Raw genomic sequence first — 20,524 nt, forward strand, 5'->3', positions numbered from 1 at the left:
AGATGGCGAGGAGGATTAATATGGATTTTAATTTTACAGATGGACAATTGATGCTGCAAAAAGTTGCAAGAGAATTTGCTGAAAAGGAAGTTGAGCCAATTTCAGCAGAAATTGACAAAACAGGTAGATTTCCGAGGGAAACCTTTGAAAAAATGGTTGAAATAGGCTTTACAGGCATAGGTACTCCAGTAGAATATGGGGGGAGCGCTGGAAATGATATAGATAAGGTTATAGTTGTTAGTGAAATTGCTAAACAGTGTGCAGCAACGGCAGCAATTTTGTCAATACATTCGATTTTTGCTCAAGTTATTAATAAATTTGGTACAAAGGAACAAAAAGAAAAATATCTAACACAAGTAACAAGTGGAGGCTCTCTTGCAGCCTTTGCATTGACAGAGCCCAATGCAGGATCCGATGCAGGTGCTGCAAAAACAACAGCTATATTGGATGGAGATGAATATGTTCTCAATGGAACTAAGTGTTTTATATCAAACGGCGGTCAGGCACAGTATTTACTTATATTTGCATTAACAGATCCTTCAAAGGGGCTTAAAGGATTATCTTGTATCCTTGTTGAAAAAGGAACTCCAGGCTTTACAATAGGTAAAATTGAGGACAAGATGGGTATTAATGGTTCAGAAACAGTAGAGCTCATATTTGATAATTGCCGTGTTCCAAAGGAAAATCTTATAGGTAAAGAGGGTAAAGGTTTTATGATAGCCATGACTGCCCTTGATGGTGCAAGGATTGGAGTAGGGGCTCAGGCCCTTGGAATATCAGAGGCTGCCTTGGAAAAAAGTGTTAAGTATATGAAGGAAAGGGTTCAATTTGGAAAACCTCTTACAGCACTTCAAGGACTTACTTGGTATATATCCGATATGGCAACTAAAATTGAAGCTGCCAAATGGCTAGTATATTATGCTGCCCATCTAAAAGCAACTGGACAAAAGCATACTAAGGAAGCTGCTATGGCTAAATTAAATGCATCAGAGACAGCAAGACATGTTACAAATCTGGCATTGCAGATTCATGGAGGTTATGGTTATATGAAGGATTACCCCTTAGAAAGAATGTATCGTGATGCAAAGATTACCGAAATATATGAAGGTACTTCTGAAATACATAAACTAGTAATTTCAAGAGCTGTATTACGTTAGGAGGGAAAATAATGAATATCATTGTATGTGTAAAACAAGTTCCAGATACAAATGAAGTCAGGATTAACCAAGAGACAGGAACACTTATAAGGGAAGGTGTACCTAGTATTATTAATCCCGATGATAAAAATGCCCTTGAGGCAGCCCTTAAAATCAAAGATGAAAAGGGTGGAAAGGTTACTGTAATAAGTATGGGACCTCCCCAGGCAAAGGAAGCCTTAAAGGAAGCCCTTGCAATGGGAGCAGATGAAGCTATTCTTGTAAGTGATAGGGCCTTTGGCGGTTCTGATACATGGGCTACTGCCACTATTATTTCTTCTGCCATTGAAAGGGTTGGAAACTATGATATTATACTTTGCGGCAGGCAAGCTATCGATGGTGATACAGCACAGGTTGGACCAGAAATTGCTGAATTTTTAAGAATTCCACAAATTACATATGCAAAGGAAATAAAGGTTGAGAAAGATAAGGTAACAGTAACAAGATATACGGAAACGGGAGACTATATAATAGAATCCAGATTACCTGTACTTTTAACTGCTATTAAAGAACTAAATGTTCCAAGATATCCAAGTGTTAGAGGTATTTTTAAGGCATATGATACAAATACAAATGAAGTCAAGGTGTGGAGTAGTAAGGATTTAGAAGTTGACCATACACAAATCGGTCTAAAGGGTTCTCCTACTAACGTATATAAATCCTTTGTGCCAACAAAATCAAAAACATCAGAAACTATTGAAGGAATAAATGAAAAAGAAAAAGCGGCTATTTTAATAGGTAAGCTTTCCGATCTTAAGCTTATATAGGGGGTAGGTGTGAATATGAAGAGAGCAAAAGTAAATCAAAATATTAATTTAAAGGAATATAGTGATATTTGGATAATAGGAGAACAAAGAGAAGGGAAAATTCATCCTGTAACTATTGAATTGATTGGTGAAGGAAAGAAACTAGCAAAGGGAATAGATAACAAAGTAGTAGTCGTTGTTGCAGGCTATGAAATAGATGAAGAAATTAATAAACTCCTTTATTATGGAGTGGATAAGATTATATATATATCTAGTCCATTGTTAAAAAACTTTTCAACAGATGGATATGCAAGTTCTATTTCTAGACTTATTCTTGAGAGAAAGCCGGAAATTGTTTTAGTTGGAGCTACATCAATTGGGAGGGATATAGGGCCTAGAATTGCAGCAAAGGTTGGAACTGGTTTAACTGCCGATTGTACAAAGCTTGATATCGATAAAGAAGATGGTAAGCTTCTTCAGACAAGACCCGCCTTTGGCGGTAACCTTATGGCAACCATTATATGTCCTAAAAACAGACCCCAAATGGCCACTGTAAGACCAGGGGTTATGAAAAAAGCAGCCCATGTAGATAATCCATCGGGGTATGTAGAAGTAGTAGAAGCTGATATTACAGAAGTTGACATCAAAGCTAAGGTTGTTAAAATATTAAAGAGCAGTAAAAAAACGGTGGATCTTACAGAAGCAAAAATTATTGTATCCGGTGGACGTGGTGTAAAGGGACCTGAGGGCTTTGAATTAATTAAAGCCTTTGCAGAAAAACTAGGTGGAGAGGTTGGTGCTTCTAGGGCCTGTGTCGATTCAGGTTGGATTGATAGTATGCATCAGGTAGGACAAACAGGGACAACAGTAAGGCCTGAAATTTATTTTGCCTGTGGTATATCCGGTGCTATTCAACACTTAGCTGGTATGAGTGATTCAAAATATATTGTGGCAATTAATACTGATCCTACAGCTCCTATTTTTAAGGTCTGCGATTTTGGTATTGTAGGAGATTTAAAAAAAGTTATTCCTGCTATGATTGAAGAAGTTGAAAGGAATAAGGAATTTGAGATATAAGATATAGTATGAGTAATATGAATCGAATGATTAAATAAGCTTTTGCAAGTTATATTTTATTGTAAATATCTTAGTTTAAAAGTATACTATATATAGTAGTTCATTTTTTAAACTCACAAACAGGCAGGTGTGTAACGATACTATGAAGGATAATTTAGATAGATATAAATATATATTCGATGAAATACTTAGAATGACCGACGATGGTTTTATTGTTGTCGACAAAGAAGGTATAGTTACAGACATTAACGACCAGTATTGTGATTTTTTAGGTACAAGGAAAGAAAAGGTTGTGGGTAGAAATATAAAAGAAACTATATCAAATTCAAAGATGATTGATATTATGCAAAATGCTTGTAGGGAAGAAGGAGCTATACACAAGTTTGTAGAAGGTGAGACTAAGGAAGCCGACAATAAATTTCTTTTGGTAAGCAGATCCTGTGTTTACAATGAAGAACATGAAGTGATTGCCAGTGTAGCTCAAGTAAAATTTAGACTACAGACCCTTGATTGCGCAAAGAAGTTGATGAAGGAATACTCAGAGCTTGAATTTTATAAAGAAGAGTATAATAAAATAAGTACAAAGTATTATACCTTTGATGGAATGATAGGGAGTAGTAAAAATTTTTTATGCATTAAAAAAATCGCTATGAGGGCAGCAAAAAATTCTTTTCCAGTTTTGTTAACTGGAGAGACTGGAACGGGTAAGGAAGTGTTTGCAAGAGCTATACATAATGGCAGTGATAGAAAAGACAAACCTATGGTTAGTATTAACTGCGGAGCAATTCCCTCTGAACTTTTAGAGTCAGAACTATTTGGATATGAAGAAGGTTCTTTTACAGGAGCAAAAAAAGGTGGGAAAATAGGAAAACTCATTCATGCTGATGGAGGAACTGTTTTTTTAGATGAGATTGGAGATATGCCTAAAGATATGCAGGTTAAGCTTTTGAGAGTATTACAGGAAAAGGAAGTTGATAAAATAGGAGGAACGACACCGGTTTCTGTAGATATAAGAGTAATAGCTGCCACAAGACAAAATTTAGCTAAAATGGTTATTGAAGGACAATTTAGAGAAGATTTATACTATAGACTCAATGTAATTAATATTGAGATGATTCCTTTGAGAGATCGAAGAGAAGATATACTAGTATTTGCAAATTGTTTTTTAAATAAAATCAATGATGAATACAAGACCTCTACTACTTTAAGTAAAGAGGTGAAAAAATGTTTTCAAGGTTATTCATGGCCTGGGAATATAAGAGAGCTAGATAATGTTATTAGGAGCTCATATGCATCCTGTGATGAATTTGTAATACAACTGACAGATTTACCTACTAAAATGGCTTCTAGTCATAATGTAAACATTTTTTCTGGTTCTGATGAAAAAATGTTAAAGAATATGGTGAATAGCTATGAATGCTCTATAATAAAAGAGGTATTAAAAAAATGTAATTGGAATTGTCAATTAACAGCTAATAGACTTGGTATACATAGAAGTCTTTTATATAAGAAGATGAAAAAGTTCGGGATTAAGATAAAGAAAACAATTTAAATTTAACACTTAAAAGTTGTTTATTTTAGCATCCACATATATTATTAGGATGTAAGTGTACAAAATGAAGTTTTTAGCTAAAGATACGTAATTAAGATTGAAAATCTAGTTACGTGTCTTTTTTATTATTTTTAAATAAATAAAATATTAACTATGTGTCTTAAAGACACTATAATTATAGTTAAAAATGTAAAATCAAATAGTTTATCCTATAAGAAAATATTTTGTTAATAATTGAGGAAATTAATAGAAAAATAAATTATTTTCGTTATAAATTAAATGAAGCATATAAAACAAAAGGACATACAAGAGAAGTAGTAGATATGAGTAAAGAATTAGATAAATATATTATTATTGTTAAGCAGGAGCTGATAAAGAGAATAGGTGATAAAAATGATTAATTGGAAATGAGGTCGAGTTGATATTTTAGAGAAGTATTAAATCGTTAAAATGATAACTATTCTAATATAGGTTTTTAGTTACCTCTATTAATAGTCAAGGTAAGCAATGTCAAGATTCTATTGTTTTACTACTTTCTGTTCAAAAAAAAAGTTTCATATAAAGTTAAAGGAACAGTGTAATCAAATTTCAAGCAAATAATTGTTTAATGAGCTCATATTTTTTATTACAATAAAACCGTCTTGTTTATCGATTATTCCCTCGGATGTAAGCTTGAGCATTATGTTGGAAACTGATACCCTTGATAGGCCTGTTATGTTTGCCATTTCTTGATGTGTAAATTTAATTTTTAGTTTGTGGTAACCTTCTGGGGTTTGGGAGCTATACTGTTTTACAAGATTTCCTAGAGCAGAACATACTCTGTAGTTGGAATCGTTAAAATAAAGCTGTTTTATTTGGGTTGTTATTAGCCTTATTTTTTTTGCCATCATTTTAAGTATATTGAGAGAAAATTCATAATTGGTATTAAGTTCTTCTATAAATCGGGTTTTTGGTATATTATAGAGGATTGAATAGGTAGCGGCGGTTGCACTGCACATATTTGGAAGCAAGTCTATAGGAGAAATTTCTCCTAAAAATGTACCTGCTTCTGCAACAAATAAGCTGTAAATTTCTCCATTTATTCCGTAAATATCAAGCCTTACCCTTCCTTTTTTAACCAGATAGACATAATCTGGATCATCATATTGATTATATATTATTTCATTCTTGTTGTAAGCCTTTGGAGTATAGCCTTTTGTTATACAGGTCCAGTCAATATAACTCATTTCTATCCATGGTGAATTATTAAGAGCATTCATTTTTTCTTTCTTGTTAACCATATTAATTATAATCACCCCACAATTAAAAAATATAACATAGTATGAATATTCAATATATTTGTAAAATGATTTACAGATTTATTATACCATAACTGCTATAATTTTTAGCAAGAAGTTAGACTTTTTCAACTATCATACTTATTTAATAGAGGAGGAAAAGAAACGATGGATTCATATGGTTTTATTGAAACAATAGGTTTTGTAGGTAGTGTTGAAGCGGCTGATGCCATGGTAAAAACAGCAAATATTCAAGTAGTAGGGAAATTTGAAATCGGTGGAGGCTATGTTACTGTTATTATCAAAGGAGATGTGGGGGCAGTAAAAGCTGCAGTTGATGCTGGTATAGAAGCAGCTCAAAAAGTTGGAGAGCTTATTTCAGCCCATGTAATTCCAAGACCCAGTCAGGAATTGATGGAGATGTTTATACCATCAGCGGAATAATTAATAGTAGCTAAAAGTCATTAGAAAGGAGTCATATGAGGTGAGAAAATTTTATACGGCACAGGATGTAGCTTCTTGTGCTTCTAAAGGTGAGAGTGTAATTGCAATAAATAGAGAAGATGTTGTTACTTCTGTTGCAAAAGAAGCAGCAGCAAAAGAAGGAATTAAGTTTGTTTATAAAGATGAAACTTCACAGACAAATATAGGTAATTCATCCCTTGTACAACAGTATACACCAAAGTCTACTTTAGTAAATACAACTTACAAAATAGAAACACCAAACTATGAGCAGGTTAAGACACTTCCTTATAATGGATTAATCACTGAAGCAGAAGTTGATAAGTGGAGAGAAGAATTCCCAATTCTAAAAAATGTAGCTCATCTGGGCAACTGTTCACAAAGTGCACAGTCAAAGAGGGTTTTGGATGGCATAAACAGATATCTGGAAAATTGGGGCGGTATAGGAATGGATTGGGATTCATGGTGTCAAGAGGTTGATGAGGCCAAGGCTGAATTTGCCAAGCTGATAAATGCTGATCCTGAGGAGATTGCAGTGGCTTCTTCAGTTTCGGATTTAGTAAGCTCAATTGCAAATTCCCTTGATTATACAGGGAAAAGAAAAAAAGTTGTTATTACAGATGCTGAATTCCCAACTGTTGCCTATATTTGGCTTGCAAATCAAAGGTATGGAGCAAAGGTTGATTTTGTTTCTGTAAATGAAAATCATCAAATAGATATAAGTGAATATGAAAGATATATTGATGAAAATACATTATTAACATCTATAACACAGGTTTATTATTTAAATGGTTTCAAACAGGATATTTCGAGGATTGCTGAAATAGCCCATAGTAAAGGCTCACTTATTTTGGTGGATGCTTACCAGAGTTTAGGAACAGATCCAGTCGATGTTAAGGCAATGAATATTGATATATTGGTTTCAGGCTGTCTGAAATATTTATTTGGTATCCCAGGTATTGCATTTATGTATGTAAATAAGAAGCTTGTTCAAGATTTAAAGCCTTCTGTAACAGGCTGGTTTTCCCAGACAAACCCATTCCTATTCCAAACAAGATATCTGGACTGGGCCAACAAGGCAAGTCGTTTTGATACAGGAACACCTCCCGTGCTCAATGCTTATGCCTGTAAAGCAGGTCTTGAAATTATAAATGAGGTAGGAGATAGAAGAATTAAGGATAGAATTGATATGCTTAGTGCCCATGCATTAAAGGGGGTTATTGCAAGAGGACTTACAACATGGAGTCCCTTTGATGTAAGTATGAAGGGTGGTACAACAGCTATTCAATGTGGACATAAAGTAGATTCCCATACTATGGAAGGGCTTTTACGGAAAAGGAATATTATCGGTTCAGGTCGTGGAGATGTGATTAGAATAGCTCCTCATTTTTACACAAAACCTGATGAAATTGACTATGCTTTAGATTCTATTAAGGATATTTTAGAGGGAAGGTAGATACTCTTATGTATATCTGTAAAGTTCAGGGTAAATGTGTTTCAACCATTAAAAACAAAGCCTTAATGGGTTGTAGTCTAGTGACTACACAGAGATTAAATGAGTCTGGAAATCCTACAGGGGAAATTATGGTTGCCGTTGATACCATAGGCTGCAGTGTAGGGGAAATTGTTCTTGTAACAGCAGGCTCCAGTGCTAGATGTGCTTTAGGTCACACCAATTCACCTGCGGATTCAGCAATTATAGGGATTGTTGATACATGCGATTTAAATCAGATAAAGGGAGGAAAATAAAAATGAAATCAAAGGGATTTATTGAAACTAAAGGCTTGGTTGCAGCTATTGAGGCAGCAGATGCAATGGTTAAAGCAGCTAATATTGAAATAGTAGGAAAGAAATTAGTAGGTGGCGGATTTGTAACAGTCATTATTGAGGGGGATGTTGGAGCAGTCAAGGCAGCCGTTGATGCTGGTACAGATGCAGCTAAGAAGGTTGGAGAGCTTGTAAGTGTCCATGTAATAGCAAGACCAAATGAAGAAACAGAAAATCTTCTAAAATAAGTCTTTAAGGTATGACTACCGAACTATAGGAGAGGATTAGCCTATGAGAGAAAATTTAGATATTAGGACCTTTATAATTGTAGATAATATGCAGCCACAATACGCTGCTATTACTGGTACAGTTGCTAGGGGAGATATACCTTTGGCTGGTATGAGTGAATTGTATATAGAACTGGCTCCTGGAAGTGGAGTCTATAATCTCCTTGATGCAGCATTGAAGCAAACAAATGCAAAGCCTGGCTTTCAGATGGTTGAAAGAGAATATGGAGAAATAGAGCTCCATTCCTATTCCCATGAGGACATAAAGCAGGCAGGGCAGGTGATTCTTGATGTCTGTGGATTTGATATAAAGGATAGAATGAAGCCAAAAGTGGTATCACAGCAGATTATTTCTAATATAGATCCTTATCAGGCCCAGTTAGTTAACCGTGACGGACGTTTAGGCTCGATACTTGTTCCCGGTGAAAGCCTTTTTATAATGGAGGTTGAACCTGCAGCATATATTTCAATTGCAGTAAATGAAGCGGAAAAGAATGCTCAGATTAAGATAATTACCTTTGATCCCGTGGGCCGTTTTGGGAGGATGTATATTTCTGGAAAAGAGGCTGAGGTAAGGTCTGCAAGAGATGCTGCGCTTGCTGCAATAGAAAATGTAGAAGGAAGGTAATAATCTATGGAACGGGATATTTTTTCATCATATATAAAAAGCCAGATAAGTAGTGATAGAAGGGAAGAAGAAAAAGCATATTCTTCAGAGCAGATATCCTGGGAAGAGGACAGAGAATCCTTAAATATTTTAAGAGAGATCAGTTCAAAATTAGACAAGCTTGACAAATTTACCCTATCACAGCCTGTAGCGGGAACTTCTATAGCTTTTCCCCAGAGCCAGACTATGATTCAAAACCCATCTAATATAGACATTGCAATTATTAATGGCATTGTTGTATTGCCAGACAATGGAATTTTTAATATGAATGTTTATATCAAGGATGGAAAAATTCATTCCATCGGGAGAAATGATTCGATAAAAGCAGCAAAAACTATAGATGCAACAGGAAAGTATGTAATACCTGGAATAATAGATCCCCATGTTCATCTTGGACTTTTTGCTCCCCTTAAAACAGAGCTTGTAACAGAAACGAAGTCAGCACTTATGGGTGGAGTCACAACAATAGGCTGCTATTTTGGGGGACCACAGTCACACTTTACATCCTTTCCTCAAATAATGGAAGATGCAAAAAGACTTTCCTATATAGATATTATTCCGCATCTTGTTATTGCAAATGATGAGCAAAAAAGTGAAATTCAGGATTATATACAGCATCTTGGTATAACATCTTTTAAGATTTATATGAATGGTATTCCAGGACTTATACCAGATGTTGATGATGGATTTATACTTGATGTTCTTGAGGAAATAAAAAAGAGTAATAAGGATTGTATACTGTGTTCCCATGCAGAAAATCGATATATTGTGAGGCGCGCAAGTGCAAGAATAAGGGCAGAAAAGGGTGAAAATGCAACTGTTTTAGATTTTACAGATACACATCCTGACATGGCTGAAGAGGAAGCAGTAATGAGACTTTCATATTTAGCTGAAAAAAGTAGAGTTCCTGTTTATTTTGTACACATGTCATCGAAGGCGGCTATAGAAAGATTAAGAAATATTAAACCTAAAAACAAATATGTTCATGTTGAGACAACAAGCCCCTATCTTTCAATCACAAAGCAGGGTATTAAAGGAAATGAATTCAAAATGGAACCTCCCTTTAGAGATGTGGAGGATATGGAGGAGCTGTGGAAGGCTGTAGAAGATGGTATTGTTGATACAATAGGAACAGACAATGTAACTCAGACAAGAAAAGAAAAAAATAATGATGGACCTATGTGGGAAGCTATTGCTGGTTATCCTGCACTGGAGACCCATCTTACGTCGGTGCTTACTGAAGGTGTTGTAAAAAGAGGAATACCTATTGAAAAAATCATTAGTCATATGACAAAAAAACCTGCGGAAATCTTCGGAGTATATCCAAAGAAGGGAACAATACTTCCAAGAAGCGATGCAGATGTGGTAATAGTTGATATAAATACTGCTAAGGAGGTTAGAGCTCATCAATTGAACTCACGCTCAGATTTCTCAATTTTTGAGGGAAGAAGATTACAGGGATGGCCTGTTACAACGATTAAAAATGGTGAAATAGTTGTTGAAAATGGTGTATTTGTTGCAAATCATTCCACAGGAAAATGTCTTAGCAGATAAAGCTTGAAGGGATTAGTATTATACTGTAAAAAATCCCGTGATGATCTAAGAGATTATTTAAGGAGGTAAGGATTTTGAAAGAAATAAGAATACACGGCAGGGGCGGAATGGGTTCTGTTAAAGCCGCTGAAGTATTGGTATATGCATCTGTTATGGACGGCAAGTATGGAAATTCTATTCCTTTTTTCGGGTTTGAAAGGCAGGGTGCTCCCGTTACTGCTTTTGTAAGGATTAGCTCTAATCCTATCAGACCTAAAAATAGAGTTTATAATCCGGATATAGTAATTGTTCTTGATCCTACTATCATGAATGCCGTTGATGTTTTTGAAGGAATTAAGGAGAATGGTACTTTGGTAATAAATACGACTTGTAAACCCGAGAACTTAAAATTACCTAAAAACGTTAAAGGAGTGGCATTTCTTAATGCTACAGAAATAGCTCTTGAAACCATTGGAAAAGCCATTACGAATACAGTTATGTTAGGGGCTTTCTGTAAGGCAACAGACCTTGTTTCAATTGATAAAATTGCTGAAAAGGTTGAAGAATTTTGGGGTTCTAAGAATAGAGAGGCTTTGTACAGGGGCTATGAAGATGTTCAAGTTATAGAATTTTAGTTAAGGGGAGAATAAAATGAAATTTAAGAGTAAATATATTGCTCCCATTGGAGCAGATGGAATTCATGTTTTAAACACAGGAGACTGGAGAACACAAAGGCCTGTTATAGATCATGAGAAATGTATAAAATGCGGTATATGTTTTTTATATTGTCCTGTTAACTCAATTAATAAAATTGAAGGAGAATTTGTAATTTCATATGATTATTGTAAGGGCTGTGGTATCTGTGCACATGAATGTCCTAAAAAAGCAATTAATATGGCAGTCGAGGAGGGAAAATGATGCAGAAATTTGATGTTTTAAATGGCAATAAGGCTGCTGCCATTGGTGCTGCCCTTGCAAGACCCAATGTTATTGCAGCTTATCCTATAACGCCACAAACACCTGTTGTTGAGTATTTAACAGAATTTGCGGCAAATGATGAAATCGATGCAGCTATGAGTGAGGTTGAATCAGAGCTTTCAGCTATGAGTATTGTTACAGGGGCATCCCTTGCAGGCTCAAGAACATTTACTGCCACTGCTTCTCAAGGACTTTCTTTAATGTATGAGCCATACTTCAGAGCTTCTACATTAAGACTTCCTATCGTTATGGCAGTAGTTAATAGAGAAATGATTTCTCCTCAAAGTGTTTGGGGTGGACAGCAAGATTCTATGAGTGTAAGAGATGCAGGCTGGATGCAGATTTATGCTGAAGATAATCAGGAAATTCTTGATCTTATTGTTCAGGCATTTAAAATTGCCGAGGATAAAAGAGTTCTTCTTCCAATCAATATATGCTATGATGGCTTTTATCTTTCACACATGACTGAAAAGGTTTTCATTCCAGAGCAGGAAAAGGTTGATAATTTCTTGGGAACATATAAACCTGATCATATTTTACTTGATCCTAAAAGACCAATGGCTGTTGATCCTCTTACAAATGGAGATCTTTTAATGGAATATAGATATAAACATTTGAAGGGACAGCAGGCAGCCCTTGATGTTATAGAAGAAGTTGATAGAGACTATGGTCAATTATTCGGAAGAACATATGGGGGAGCTATTGAAGAATATAAAATAGATGATGCTGAATATGCTTTGGTAACAACTGGTTCAATGACAGGTGCAGCTAAAGAGGCTGTTGATCTTAAGAGGGCAGAGGGCATAAGAATTGGTCTTATAAAAATGAGAATGATAAGACCATTTCCTAAGGATAGAGTTTGTAAAGCATTATCTAAAGTTAAATCATTTGGAGTCGTTGACAGGAACGTATCCTTTGGATGGGATACAGGTATTGTCTATCAAGAGGTTAAATCAGCTCTTTATGAGGGAGATAATTATGTTCCTTCCGTTCCTATTGTTGGAGGACTAGGAGGAGAAGATATCACAATTAATATGATGATGGATTCAATAGATGCCATTGTTAAGGCAGCGGAAGAAAGAATAAGTAGTGGAACTATTTGGATGATGGTATAGAAGGGTAGGTGGAGAAGATATGAATATAATAGATAAATTAGGAGCAATGGAGGACGTGGTTTCTCCTGGTATATCTGCCTGTGTAGGCTGTAATGTTGAGTTGACGTTGAGAACCTGTATGAAGGTTTTGGGAACGAATACAATCTATGCTATTCCTCCGGGATGCATGGGAGGTGTTGGTGTTGTTGGATGGGATAAAAAATCAGGTTCAAAGATACCTGTATTCTTTCCTCTTTTGGATAATGTGGCTTCTATGCTTGCAGGTATCAAGATGCATTATGAAAAGGTTGGAAGAAAGGTTAATGTTGTTGCCTTTGCAGGTGATGGTGCAACAACTGATGCAGGTATGCAATGCCTTTCAGGGGCTGCAGAAAGAGGAGATAAATTAATCTATATCTGCTATGATAACGAAGGATATATGAATACAGGTTATCAGAGAAGTAGTGCTACTACGAAGTATTCATGGACAACGACTACTCCTGTAAGTGAGGAGGGCAGGGGAGGAAAGAGACAGCATAAAAAGGATTTTCCGATGATTATGGCTATGCATGATATTCCATATATGGCCACATGTTCACCTGCTTTTATTCCTGATATGGTTACTAAAGTTGAAAAAGCTATGGAGGCTTCTGAAAGAGGTCTTGCATATATACATGTGTATAATCCCTGTCTTACAGGCTGGGGAATTAAGCCTAATATGAGTATAGAAGTCTCAAGACTGGCCGTTGAAACTAATTTCTTTCCCCTTTATGAGGTTATTAATGGTAAATTTGTAATTAATAAGGAGTACAAAAAGCCTAAGCCCCTTATGGAATACCTTAAACATATAAAGAAGTTTAAACACATAGACGAAGATGAAATATCTGATATACAAAAATTGGTAGATAATAAGTGGCAAAGGCTCAAGCAGCTTAGTACTTTATAAGAAAAGGGTGATTGAGTAATGGGTAATAATTTGGATGCTTTATTTAATCCTGAAAATATTGCAGTGGTTGGAGCAAGCTCCAACCCCCTTAAAGCAGGGTATATTATATTAGATAATTTATTAAGTATTGGCTATTCTAAGAAAATATTTCCCATTAACATTTTTAAAAAGGAAATATTAGGACTTAAATGTTATAAAAAACTTTCAGATATAGAAGATAAGATTGAGCTTATAGTTCTTATCACTCCTTCAAAGGCAATTTTCCATATCATGGAGGATTTAGAGATAAGAATGGCAAAGAAAAAGGATGTTAAGGTTATAGTTTGTGCTGCAGCAAACTACGGAGAAACTAAAACCAGGGAAGGCATTAAGAGGCAGGACTGCCTTATCAATACAGCAAAACGTCATGGTGTTCGTGTTGTAGGTCCTAACTGTATTGGTATTATTGATAATATAAACCGTGTTGATACAACCTTTGTGGAAACTCTTCTTCCAAGGGAGAGTAGAGGAAAAAAAGGTGGGATAAGCTTTATTTCCCAAAGTGGTGCCCTTGCAGCTTCTATCCTTATGATGGGTGCTTCACAGCCTGAGCCTATTTCAATGAATAAATTCATTTCCATTGGTAATATGGCTGATGTTGATTTTATCGATCTTCTTGAATATTTTGAAAGAGATGAGAATACAAAGGTTATCGGCATGTATATGGAGGGTTACCACAATGGAAGAAAGCTCATTGATACCCTTGCAAGAATTACAAAGAAAAAACCTGTTGTTGTACTTAAGGTGGGTAGGAGTGAAATTGGTGCAAAGGCAGCTAATTCACACACTGGCTCACTGGCAGGAGCAGATGCGGTTTATGATGCTGCATTCAGACAATACGGTATTATAAGAGTATATACCATAGAGGAAATGATGGATACATTACAATCCCTTGATGGGTGTATACTTCCTAAGGGCAACAATGTATTTATTCTTACTCAAGCAGGTGGACCAGGTATATATTGTACCGATGCCTATATGGATGAAAAGATATTAAAGCTTCCCTTGATAAGCAGTGAAACAAAGAAGAAATTAAAAGAATTGCTTCCAGATATGGCTAATGTTTGTTCGCCGGAAGGCTATGCTGATATTACAGCAGCAGCAGATGTTCACCATCATGTTGAAAGTCTTCGCATGGTTATGGAGGATGATGCAGTTGACAGCGTTATATTTATAACTGTTGTACCTACATTTTTACCGAGGAAAAAGTTAGCAGATGAACTTGTCAGACTTTTGAAGGATGAGGGCTATGGAAAGAAGAAACCGTTATATATTTGTATTATGGCAGGAAATTATGTTTGGGAATGCAGAGAAATTTTAGAGAAAAATGGAATTAGAACATATGATACACCTTTACACTGTGTTAAAGCAGCAGCAAATATGGTTAAATACAAAGGGTTTTTAAACAGTATGGGAGGAGTAGAGTAGTATGAGTAGATTTTTAAATGAATTGGATGGAAAGAATCTTCTCTCCCAATATGATATTCCTATGGCAAAAGGCTTTCTTTCGAAAACAGTGGATGAAGCAAAAGAGATAGCTAAAAAGCTTAAATTTCCCGTGGTTATGAAGATATTATCATCGGATATCCTGCATAAAACAGAGGCAGGTTGTGTTTTTACAAATGTCAAAACAGAGGATGAGCTGGTAGAGATTTTTGATAAAATCCTTTATAATGCTAAGTTTTATAAAACTGATGCAAAAATCGATGGAATTCTTATTCAAGAGATGGTGCCGGTAGGGCTTGAGGTTATTATAGGCATGAAGAAGGATCCTCAATTTGGACCAGTTATTATGGTGGGAAGTGGAGGCGTTTATGTTGAGGTCTTCAAGGATATTTCATTAAGACTTCTTCCTATTACAAAACTTGATGCCAACAAAATGCTGGCTGAGACAAAGCTTTTTGAGATAATAAAGGGCGTAAGAGGTACTGTCTATGACAAGGAAGCTTTAATTAATATACTTCTAAAGGTTTCAAAATTAATAATAGAAAATTCAACAATTGAAGAAATAGACATTAATCCTATTTTTCTATATGAGGAGGGGAAGGGTGCAAAAGGGGTAGATGCACTTATAAAGCTTTAAATTTTCTACAAATTTTTAACTGGCTCCGAAATTTTATTGACTAATTAAAAGAGGTTTATAAGAGGAGCGAAAAAGGGTTCTCAGTGGATACTGGATAAATTAAAATTTAAAAACGTATATCTATACATAAATGAGGAAATTGCATAACTCTAATTTTGCACAATTGCATAATATATACGGTATGGCTTTGAAGATTTTAAAACTGTATGTAGCAGATAATTTTGAGAGAAGGTAATTATGCAATTTGCTCAAATAATTATTTGAATATTTTTTATAATTTAAATATACTGAAAATACCTTCGTTTTGTAAAACAGTTTACAGATTTTAAAATGGCTTCAATATATCATAATAATAGATTAATTAATCTTTAAGATGTCTAAAGAAAAATAATGTTATTATTAAAAAATCAAAAGAAATCATATGGATGAGCTCATTTCCAATTATTAGGCCTAGGTAAAAAACAGCACTAAATATTATTTAAAGAACGGAGGAAGCATTATGGATAAAGAAATATTAGAATTTAAGAGAACTAATTTATTTTCACTTATTCCACTTATTATTTTTGTGATATTTTGTGTAGCCTTTTTCGTGGTTTTTAAAGTATTTGAAATGGAAGCTCTCTGTATGGGTGGAATTCTTGCCATTATTATTGGAAGTCTCTTTGCAAAAAATTGGTCAAATTATTGGAAAGCAATCGTTAATGGAATGGCTTCTCCAATGATGAATACACTTGCACTTATTCTTTTAGTGGTTGGAGTTTTTGCAAAGCTTATGTCTAGAGGCGGTGTTGCACAAGGATTTGTTTGGCTTGGGGATTCTATGGGGCTTCAGGGCGGAATGTTTGTAGTATTTACATTCGTAGCCACCAGTATTATTTCCATGGCAACAGGAACTTCTATTGGAACACTTTTTTCAGGATTTCCTATTTTATATCCATCAGGTATTCTTTTAGGAGCTCATCCTTTATATCTTGCAGGTGCTATTTTAAGTGGTGCCATTTTTGGTGATAATATAGCTCCTATTTCAGATACAACCATTGCATCAGCAGCGTCACAGAGATATTATCATAAAGATGGAACTGCTGACATCGCTGGTGTTGTGGGAACAAGAATGAAATATGCTTTAACGTCGGGTCTTATTGCTTGCGTATTATTTTACTTAATGGGCGATGCAGGAAAAGCAAATGTTGCTGGCAAAGAGATTCTTATACAATATATGGATCCAAAGGGACTTATAATGTTAATTCCAGTTGTTGTATTACTTGTAGTTGCAGTTACTAAGAGGGATATTTTTATTGCCATAACATGGGGAATTATTTCAGGTACAGTTATAGGACTTGTAACAGGCATTATTGGACCTAAGGATATTATTTCAGTTGAAAATGGAACATTGCAGGGCTTTGCCATTGATGGTATCAAGAATATGCTTGGTACAGTAGGCTATCTTTATGCAGTTGCAGGTATTATGGGTGTCCTTAATGCAAGTGGTACTATGGATAAGATAATTGAAGGACTTTTAAGCAGTAGGTTCAACAATACAATTATAGGTTCAGAGTTTATTATGGGTATAGGTATAATGGTATCATCTATGTGCTTAGGTGCAGCCAATGGTCCTGCAATCATTATGTTTGGACCTATTGCAGATAAAATTGGTCAGTCAAGGGAGCTTCACCCATATAGAAGAGCAAACCTTCTTGATGGTTTTGCAAGTACATTGCCTGTTATAATTCCTTTTACAAGTTCTTTTATATTTATAGTTATTACTTGTGTAAACGGGCTTATGGCTGATTATAGTTTCATTAAAGCCATTAACCCAATACAGCTTTCATTTGCCACCTTTCATTGTATAATTTTATTCTTTGTATTTGTATTTTCAGTTATTACAGGATGGGGACGTGAATATGAAGGGGAAAAGGGTGAGAGAATTAAGAGAAAACAAAGATTAATAAATAATGTGACTAATTAATATATTTCACTATAAACAAAAATATGAATTGATTTTCTTAAAATATAAAAAATTCAAGTTCTAAATATTTAGAACTTGAATTTTTTATATTTTACATTTATTATTCTAGGATTTATTAGAAATATATTTAGTTCTTATATATTGGATATAGTCTTTAGTTAAGCCTATATATACCTAGTCGTTATCTGAGATATAGACTAAAATATCTTCTTCTCTTGACAAAGTAGTCTACAAGTTGTAAACTGTAGCATATTGGTTTACAGTTTGTAGACTGAAAGGAGATGTTTTATATGGTTGAGTATAGACTCACCGATATGGAAGGGAAATTTGCAGATATTATTTGGGAAAGTGAACCCATTAAATCCTCTGAGCTAGTTAAAATTTGTAAGGTAGAGTTTAACTGGAAAAAATCAACTACTTACACTATGCTAAAACGGCTTGAGGATAAAAAAATTTTTCAAAACAAAAATAGCATTGTATCTGCTTTAATCAAAAGAGAGGATTTTTATGCTCAGCAAAGTAAGCTATTTGTTGAAGAAAATTTTGAGGGCTCACTTCCAAGGTTTTTGGCTGCATTTACAAGAAGTAAAAAGTTAAGCCACAAGGAAATTGATGAGCTTCAAAGACTAATTATGGAACATAAGGAGGAATAGCTATGGATAAAGTGTTTTTACAAATTATCAATATGAGTATTACATCCTCCTATGTTATTTTGTTTGTCATAGTTGCCAGGTTATTCTTAAAAAAGGTACCTAAAATTTTCTCCTACGTTCTTTGGTCTGTGGTTTTATTTCGACTTGTATGTCCATTTTCATTTGAAAGTATATTTAGCCTAATACCATTTAATAAACAAACCGTGCCTCAAAATATAATGTATTTGGAATCACCACAAATTGATAGTGGTTTTAGAGCAATTGATAAAACAGTAAATAAATCATTACCAGCTCAAATTGTCGGTACCGCTAGTGCAAATCCAATGGAAATTTGGATTACTCTAGGTGAATTCATATGGCTTTTGGGTATTGTGGCTTTAGTAATATATAGTGTTTTTACTACTATAAGACTTTATAAGAAGATTAAATTTGCAGAGTTTATTTCAGATAATATTTATGAAATGGATGAAATTAAAACACCCTTTGTTTTTGGTATCATAGAACCCAAAATTTATCTTCCTATAAATCTTTTTAAAACTGAAAGAGATTATGTAATTAAGCATGAACAAATCCATATTAGAAGATTTGACCATATAATAAAACCATTTGCATTTTTTGTACTATGTATTCATTGGTTCAATCCCCTTGTTTGGATTGCCTTCTTCCTAATGGGTGAAGATATGGAGTTATCATGTGATGAAAGTGTTATAAAGGAGATGGGCAATGATATTAAAAAGGATTATTCCACATCTCTTTTATCTATGTCCACGGGAAAACGCATTATTGGTGGTTCTCCCCTTACTTTTGGAGAAAACAATATAAAAGGTAGAATAAAGAATATATTAAGCTATAAAAAGCCTAGGTTTTGGGTTGTTGTAGTTGTAATTATTTCAGTGGTAATAGTTTCCATTGGACTTATAAGTGATCCACACAAAAAGCAATTGACAGTAGTAGACTATGCAAATCAATTTGTAGAAGAAGAAATCAGAGATTTTGAAAATATAAAAGGATCAGATGTTAAGATTGTAGACAGGAAAATTACAAAGCTAGAAAAAATGGATACATTTTATGATATGCTCCCATATCCCATAGAGATTTGGAGACTTGAATATCACTTGAAACCCGATGATATAAATAAGGTTATGATAGCAGGGGGGCTGAGTGAAGTTGATGGATGGATTACTGAATATGCTAGCGGTGGAGGTAAAGTAATGTTAATTTTTTCTTATGAACATTCAAAACCTCATTATTTAGGTAATCTTTGGGGTGTAGAAAGGGATCTTACTACAATTGCAGGACGGGAAACAGAGCTTCGCAGTTTTCTTGAAGGTATGAATCTACTACCCCATGAAACATATAAGGGAAAGCATATCCTTGTAAAATTTCCAATATCAACAGGGGAAACCTGTCAATTGTTTTTATCTCAACCAGTTATTAAGGGAGATTCAGGGATATGGTGTGTAGAGAGATGGATGGATGGAAATGGCAATATTTATTATGTTACCCCTGATGCTAAGGGGATAATAGGAGATTATTATAAGGAACTACAAAAACAATGTGACGATGGACATAAACAATTTCTTCTAGATCCTTTACAGGTGGCTTTTCAATATATAAATAATGACATTGGTCTTGGGCAAAATGTTTCTCTTGATGAACTTGTTGTTCAGTATTATGCAAAGATTGAAGATTTTCAAGAAGTTCCAGAAAGTCATTTTATAGGATTTATATCAGACTTTAATATTGAAAAAGCTCTTTTTCATTTAGATAGGATTGAATGGTTAACGGATAATGATACAGAGAGACTGAGGGAATTGAATATAGATGCCAATGATATGCCAAATGGATTTTACATACACAATCCTAATAAATACCCAATGTATTGTGAAGTAACAGATCAAACCCAATATAGTATTATAAATTGGGGTGAGGAAATCACCCATAAATCTGTTACTTTGGAGGAGTTTATCCAATATCTTGAGCAATATTCAGAATTTGCACCACCCTTTAGAATTGTCACAAAGGAGGGGTATGTAAAAAGCATTATAGAGCAATATGTTCCATAAGCTTCAGTTGATTTTAGGGTGTAAAATACAATTTTAAAGGGCAGAAGTATTAATATTTTCTAAAAAAATCACTTCTTTCGTAACAATTGATACCGAAATATTTTTAAAATTATATTATTATAATTTTAGAAAGTC

At 34.5% G+C, this 20,524-nt stretch carries 21 protein-coding genes; 20 read left to right on the plus strand and 1 reads right to left on the minus strand.

Annotation, left to right across the window (positions count from 1 at the left end; all coding sequences use genetic code 11):
- The first annotated feature begins 20 nt into the window (after nt 1–20).
- The 5 genes from acrC (at nt 21) to B5X81_RS00480 (ending at nt 4,972) form a co-directional block, all read left to right on the plus strand.
- The gene (gene acrC / locus B5X81_RS00460; protein ID WP_079488524.1) at nt 21–1,157 is read left to right on the plus strand and encodes an acryloyl-CoA reductase; all 1,137 of its coding nucleotides are present in this window, start codon (nt 21–23) and stop codon (nt 1,155–1,157) included.
- Between the two features lie 11 nt (nt 1,158–1,168).
- Nucleotides 1,169–1,963 carry an electron transfer flavoprotein subunit beta/FixA family protein gene (locus tag B5X81_RS00465; RefSeq protein WP_079488526.1) on the plus strand — a complete coding sequence of 265 codons (795 nt, stop codon included), beginning with the start codon at nt 1,169–1,171 and terminating at the stop codon, nt 1,961–1,963.
- Between the two features lie 15 nt (nt 1,964–1,978).
- Nucleotides 1,979–3,019, plus strand: coding sequence for an electron transfer flavoprotein subunit alpha/FixB family protein (locus tag B5X81_RS00470; RefSeq protein WP_079488527.1), 1,041 nt, complete (start codon nt 1,979–1,981; stop codon nt 3,017–3,019).
- Between the two features lie 142 nt (nt 3,020–3,161).
- Nucleotides 3,162–4,571, plus strand: a complete 1,410-nt coding sequence (locus B5X81_RS00475; protein WP_079488529.1) for a sigma-54 interaction domain-containing protein — start codon at nt 3,162–3,164, stop codon at nt 4,569–4,571.
- A gap of 224 nt (nt 4,572–4,795) precedes the next feature.
- On the plus strand, nt 4,796–4,972 hold the full coding sequence (locus B5X81_RS00480) for a Spo0E family sporulation regulatory protein-aspartic acid phosphatase (protein WP_170917212.1): 177 nt from the start codon (nt 4,796–4,798) through the stop codon (nt 4,970–4,972).
- 180 nt (nt 4,973–5,152) lie between these two features.
- On the opposite strand, the gene B5X81_RS00485 is transcribed toward B5X81_RS00480, so the two are convergent.
- Nucleotides 5,153–5,851 carry a Crp/Fnr family transcriptional regulator gene (locus tag B5X81_RS00485; protein ID WP_079488532.1) on the minus strand — a complete coding sequence of 233 codons (699 nt, stop codon included), beginning with the start codon at nt 5,849–5,851 and terminating at the stop codon, nt 5,153–5,155.
- A gap of 165 nt (nt 5,852–6,016) precedes the next feature.
- Between B5X81_RS00485 and B5X81_RS00490 the strand changes: the two genes are divergently transcribed.
- The 15 genes from B5X81_RS00490 (at nt 6,017) to B5X81_RS00560 (ending at nt 20,389) form a co-directional block, all read left to right on the plus strand.
- Nucleotides 6,017–6,292 carry a BMC domain-containing protein gene (locus tag B5X81_RS00490; protein WP_079488533.1) on the plus strand — a complete coding sequence of 92 codons (276 nt, stop codon included), beginning with the start codon at nt 6,017–6,019 and terminating at the stop codon, nt 6,290–6,292.
- A 40-nt stretch (nt 6,293–6,332) separates the two neighbouring features.
- Entirely contained in the window at nt 6,333–7,766 is a 1,434-nt protein-coding gene (locus B5X81_RS00495; RefSeq protein WP_208984955.1) for an aminotransferase class V-fold PLP-dependent enzyme, read from the plus strand.
- Nucleotides 7,767–7,774: 8 nt separating this feature from the next.
- Nucleotides 7,775–8,059, plus strand: coding sequence for a EutN/CcmL family microcompartment protein (locus B5X81_RS00500; RefSeq protein WP_079488535.1), 285 nt, complete (start codon nt 7,775–7,777; stop codon nt 8,057–8,059).
- 2 nt (nt 8,060–8,061) lie between these two features.
- Entirely contained in the window at nt 8,062–8,325 is a 264-nt protein-coding gene (locus B5X81_RS00505; protein ID WP_079488536.1) for a BMC domain-containing protein, read from the plus strand.
- Between the two features lie 43 nt (nt 8,326–8,368).
- Nucleotides 8,369–8,992, plus strand: a complete 624-nt coding sequence (locus B5X81_RS00510) for a hypothetical protein (protein ID WP_079488538.1) — start codon at nt 8,369–8,371, stop codon at nt 8,990–8,992.
- Between the two features lie 6 nt (nt 8,993–8,998).
- On the plus strand, nt 8,999–10,585 hold the full coding sequence (locus B5X81_RS00515) for a dihydroorotase (protein ID WP_244281969.1): 1,587 nt from the start codon (nt 8,999–9,001) through the stop codon (nt 10,583–10,585).
- A 74-nt stretch (nt 10,586–10,659) separates the two neighbouring features.
- A complete protein-coding gene (locus B5X81_RS00520) occupies nt 10,660–11,199 on the plus strand; it encodes a 2-oxoacid:acceptor oxidoreductase family protein (RefSeq protein WP_079488539.1) in 540 nt (179 codons plus the stop codon).
- 16 nt (nt 11,200–11,215) lie between these two features.
- The gene (locus tag B5X81_RS00525) at nt 11,216–11,482 is read left to right on the plus strand and encodes a 4Fe-4S binding protein (RefSeq protein WP_079488541.1); all 267 of its coding nucleotides are present in this window, start codon (nt 11,216–11,218) and stop codon (nt 11,480–11,482) included.
- Nucleotides 11,482–12,657 carry a transketolase C-terminal domain-containing protein gene (locus tag B5X81_RS00530; protein ID WP_079488542.1) on the plus strand — a complete coding sequence of 392 codons (1,176 nt, stop codon included), beginning with the start codon at nt 11,482–11,484 and terminating at the stop codon, nt 12,655–12,657. Before B5X81_RS00525 ends, B5X81_RS00530 begins: the two co-directional genes overlap by 1 nt.
- A gap of 19 nt (nt 12,658–12,676) precedes the next feature.
- A complete protein-coding gene (locus B5X81_RS00535; protein WP_079488544.1) occupies nt 12,677–13,582 on the plus strand; it encodes a thiamine pyrophosphate-dependent enzyme in 906 nt (301 codons plus the stop codon).
- Between the two features lie 18 nt (nt 13,583–13,600).
- Nucleotides 13,601–15,049 (plus strand): acetate--CoA ligase family protein, encoded by a 1,449-nt coding sequence (locus B5X81_RS00540; protein WP_079488545.1) that lies wholly within the window; start codon nt 13,601–13,603, stop codon nt 15,047–15,049.
- Between the two features lies 1 nt (nt 15,050).
- Complete coding sequence (locus B5X81_RS00545) at nt 15,051–15,704, plus strand: acetate--CoA ligase family protein (protein ID WP_079488547.1); 654 nt, start codon at nt 15,051–15,053, stop codon at nt 15,702–15,704.
- A gap of 499 nt (nt 15,705–16,203) precedes the next feature.
- A complete protein-coding gene (locus tag B5X81_RS00550; protein ID WP_079488548.1) occupies nt 16,204–17,670 on the plus strand; it encodes a Na+/H+ antiporter NhaC family protein in 1,467 nt (488 codons plus the stop codon).
- Nucleotides 17,671–17,960: 290 nt separating this feature from the next.
- Entirely contained in the window at nt 17,961–18,323 is a 363-nt protein-coding gene (locus B5X81_RS00555; protein WP_079488550.1) for a BlaI/MecI/CopY family transcriptional regulator, read from the plus strand.
- A gap of 2 nt (nt 18,324–18,325) precedes the next feature.
- Entirely contained in the window at nt 18,326–20,389 is a 2,064-nt protein-coding gene (locus B5X81_RS00560; protein ID WP_079488552.1) for a M56 family metallopeptidase, read from the plus strand.
- Nucleotides 20,390–20,524: the final 135 nt, after the last annotated feature.

It is taken from the genome of Maledivibacter halophilus, from assembly GCF_900167445.1.
Lineage (GTDB): Bacteria > Bacillota > Clostridia > Peptostreptococcales > Caminicellaceae > Maledivibacter > Maledivibacter halophilus.

Excerpts from the sequence above, each read along its gene's own strand:
- B5X81_RS00545 (WP_079488547.1), top strand. The coding sequence starts at position 15,051 with ATGAGTAGATTTTTAAATGAATTGGATGGAAAGAATCTTCTCTCCCAA.
- B5X81_RS00550 (WP_079488548.1), top strand. The coding sequence starts at position 16,204 with ATGGATAAAGAAATATTAGAATTTAAGAGAACTAATTTATTTTCACTT.
- B5X81_RS00515 (WP_244281969.1), top strand. The coding sequence starts at position 8,999 with ATGGAACGGGATATTTTTTCATCATATATAAAAAGCCAGATAAGTAGT.
- B5X81_RS00555 (WP_079488550.1), top strand. The coding sequence starts at position 17,961 with ATGGTTGAGTATAGACTCACCGATATGGAAGGGAAATTTGCAGATATT.
- B5X81_RS00490 (WP_079488533.1), top strand. The coding sequence starts at position 6,017 with ATGGATTCATATGGTTTTATTGAAACAATAGGTTTTGTAGGTAGTGTT.
- B5X81_RS00560 (WP_079488552.1), top strand. The coding sequence starts at position 18,326 with ATGGATAAAGTGTTTTTACAAATTATCAATATGAGTATTACATCCTCC.
- acrC (WP_079488524.1), top strand. The coding sequence starts at position 21 with ATGGATTTTAATTTTACAGATGGACAATTGATGCTGCAAAAAGTTGCA.
- B5X81_RS00540 (WP_079488545.1), top strand. The coding sequence starts at position 13,601 with ATGGGTAATAATTTGGATGCTTTATTTAATCCTGAAAATATTGCAGTG.
- B5X81_RS00475 (WP_079488529.1), top strand. The coding sequence starts at position 3,162 with ATGAAGGATAATTTAGATAGATATAAATATATATTCGATGAAATACTT.
- B5X81_RS00485 (WP_079488532.1), bottom strand. The coding sequence starts at position 5,851 with ATGGTTAACAAGAAAGAAAAAATGAATGCTCTTAATAATTCACCATGG.
- B5X81_RS00505 (WP_079488536.1), top strand. The coding sequence starts at position 8,062 with ATGAAATCAAAGGGATTTATTGAAACTAAAGGCTTGGTTGCAGCTATT.
- B5X81_RS00500 (WP_079488535.1), top strand. The coding sequence starts at position 7,775 with ATGTATATCTGTAAAGTTCAGGGTAAATGTGTTTCAACCATTAAAAAC.
- B5X81_RS00525 (WP_079488541.1), top strand. The coding sequence starts at position 11,216 with ATGAAATTTAAGAGTAAATATATTGCTCCCATTGGAGCAGATGGAATT.
- B5X81_RS00510 (WP_079488538.1), top strand. The coding sequence starts at position 8,369 with ATGAGAGAAAATTTAGATATTAGGACCTTTATAATTGTAGATAATATG.
- B5X81_RS00465 (WP_079488526.1), top strand. The coding sequence starts at position 1,169 with ATGAATATCATTGTATGTGTAAAACAAGTTCCAGATACAAATGAAGTC.
- B5X81_RS00530 (WP_079488542.1), top strand. The coding sequence starts at position 11,482 with ATGCAGAAATTTGATGTTTTAAATGGCAATAAGGCTGCTGCCATTGGT.
- B5X81_RS00470 (WP_079488527.1), top strand. The coding sequence starts at position 1,979 with ATGAAGAGAGCAAAAGTAAATCAAAATATTAATTTAAAGGAATATAGT.
- B5X81_RS00535 (WP_079488544.1), top strand. The coding sequence starts at position 12,677 with ATGAATATAATAGATAAATTAGGAGCAATGGAGGACGTGGTTTCTCCT.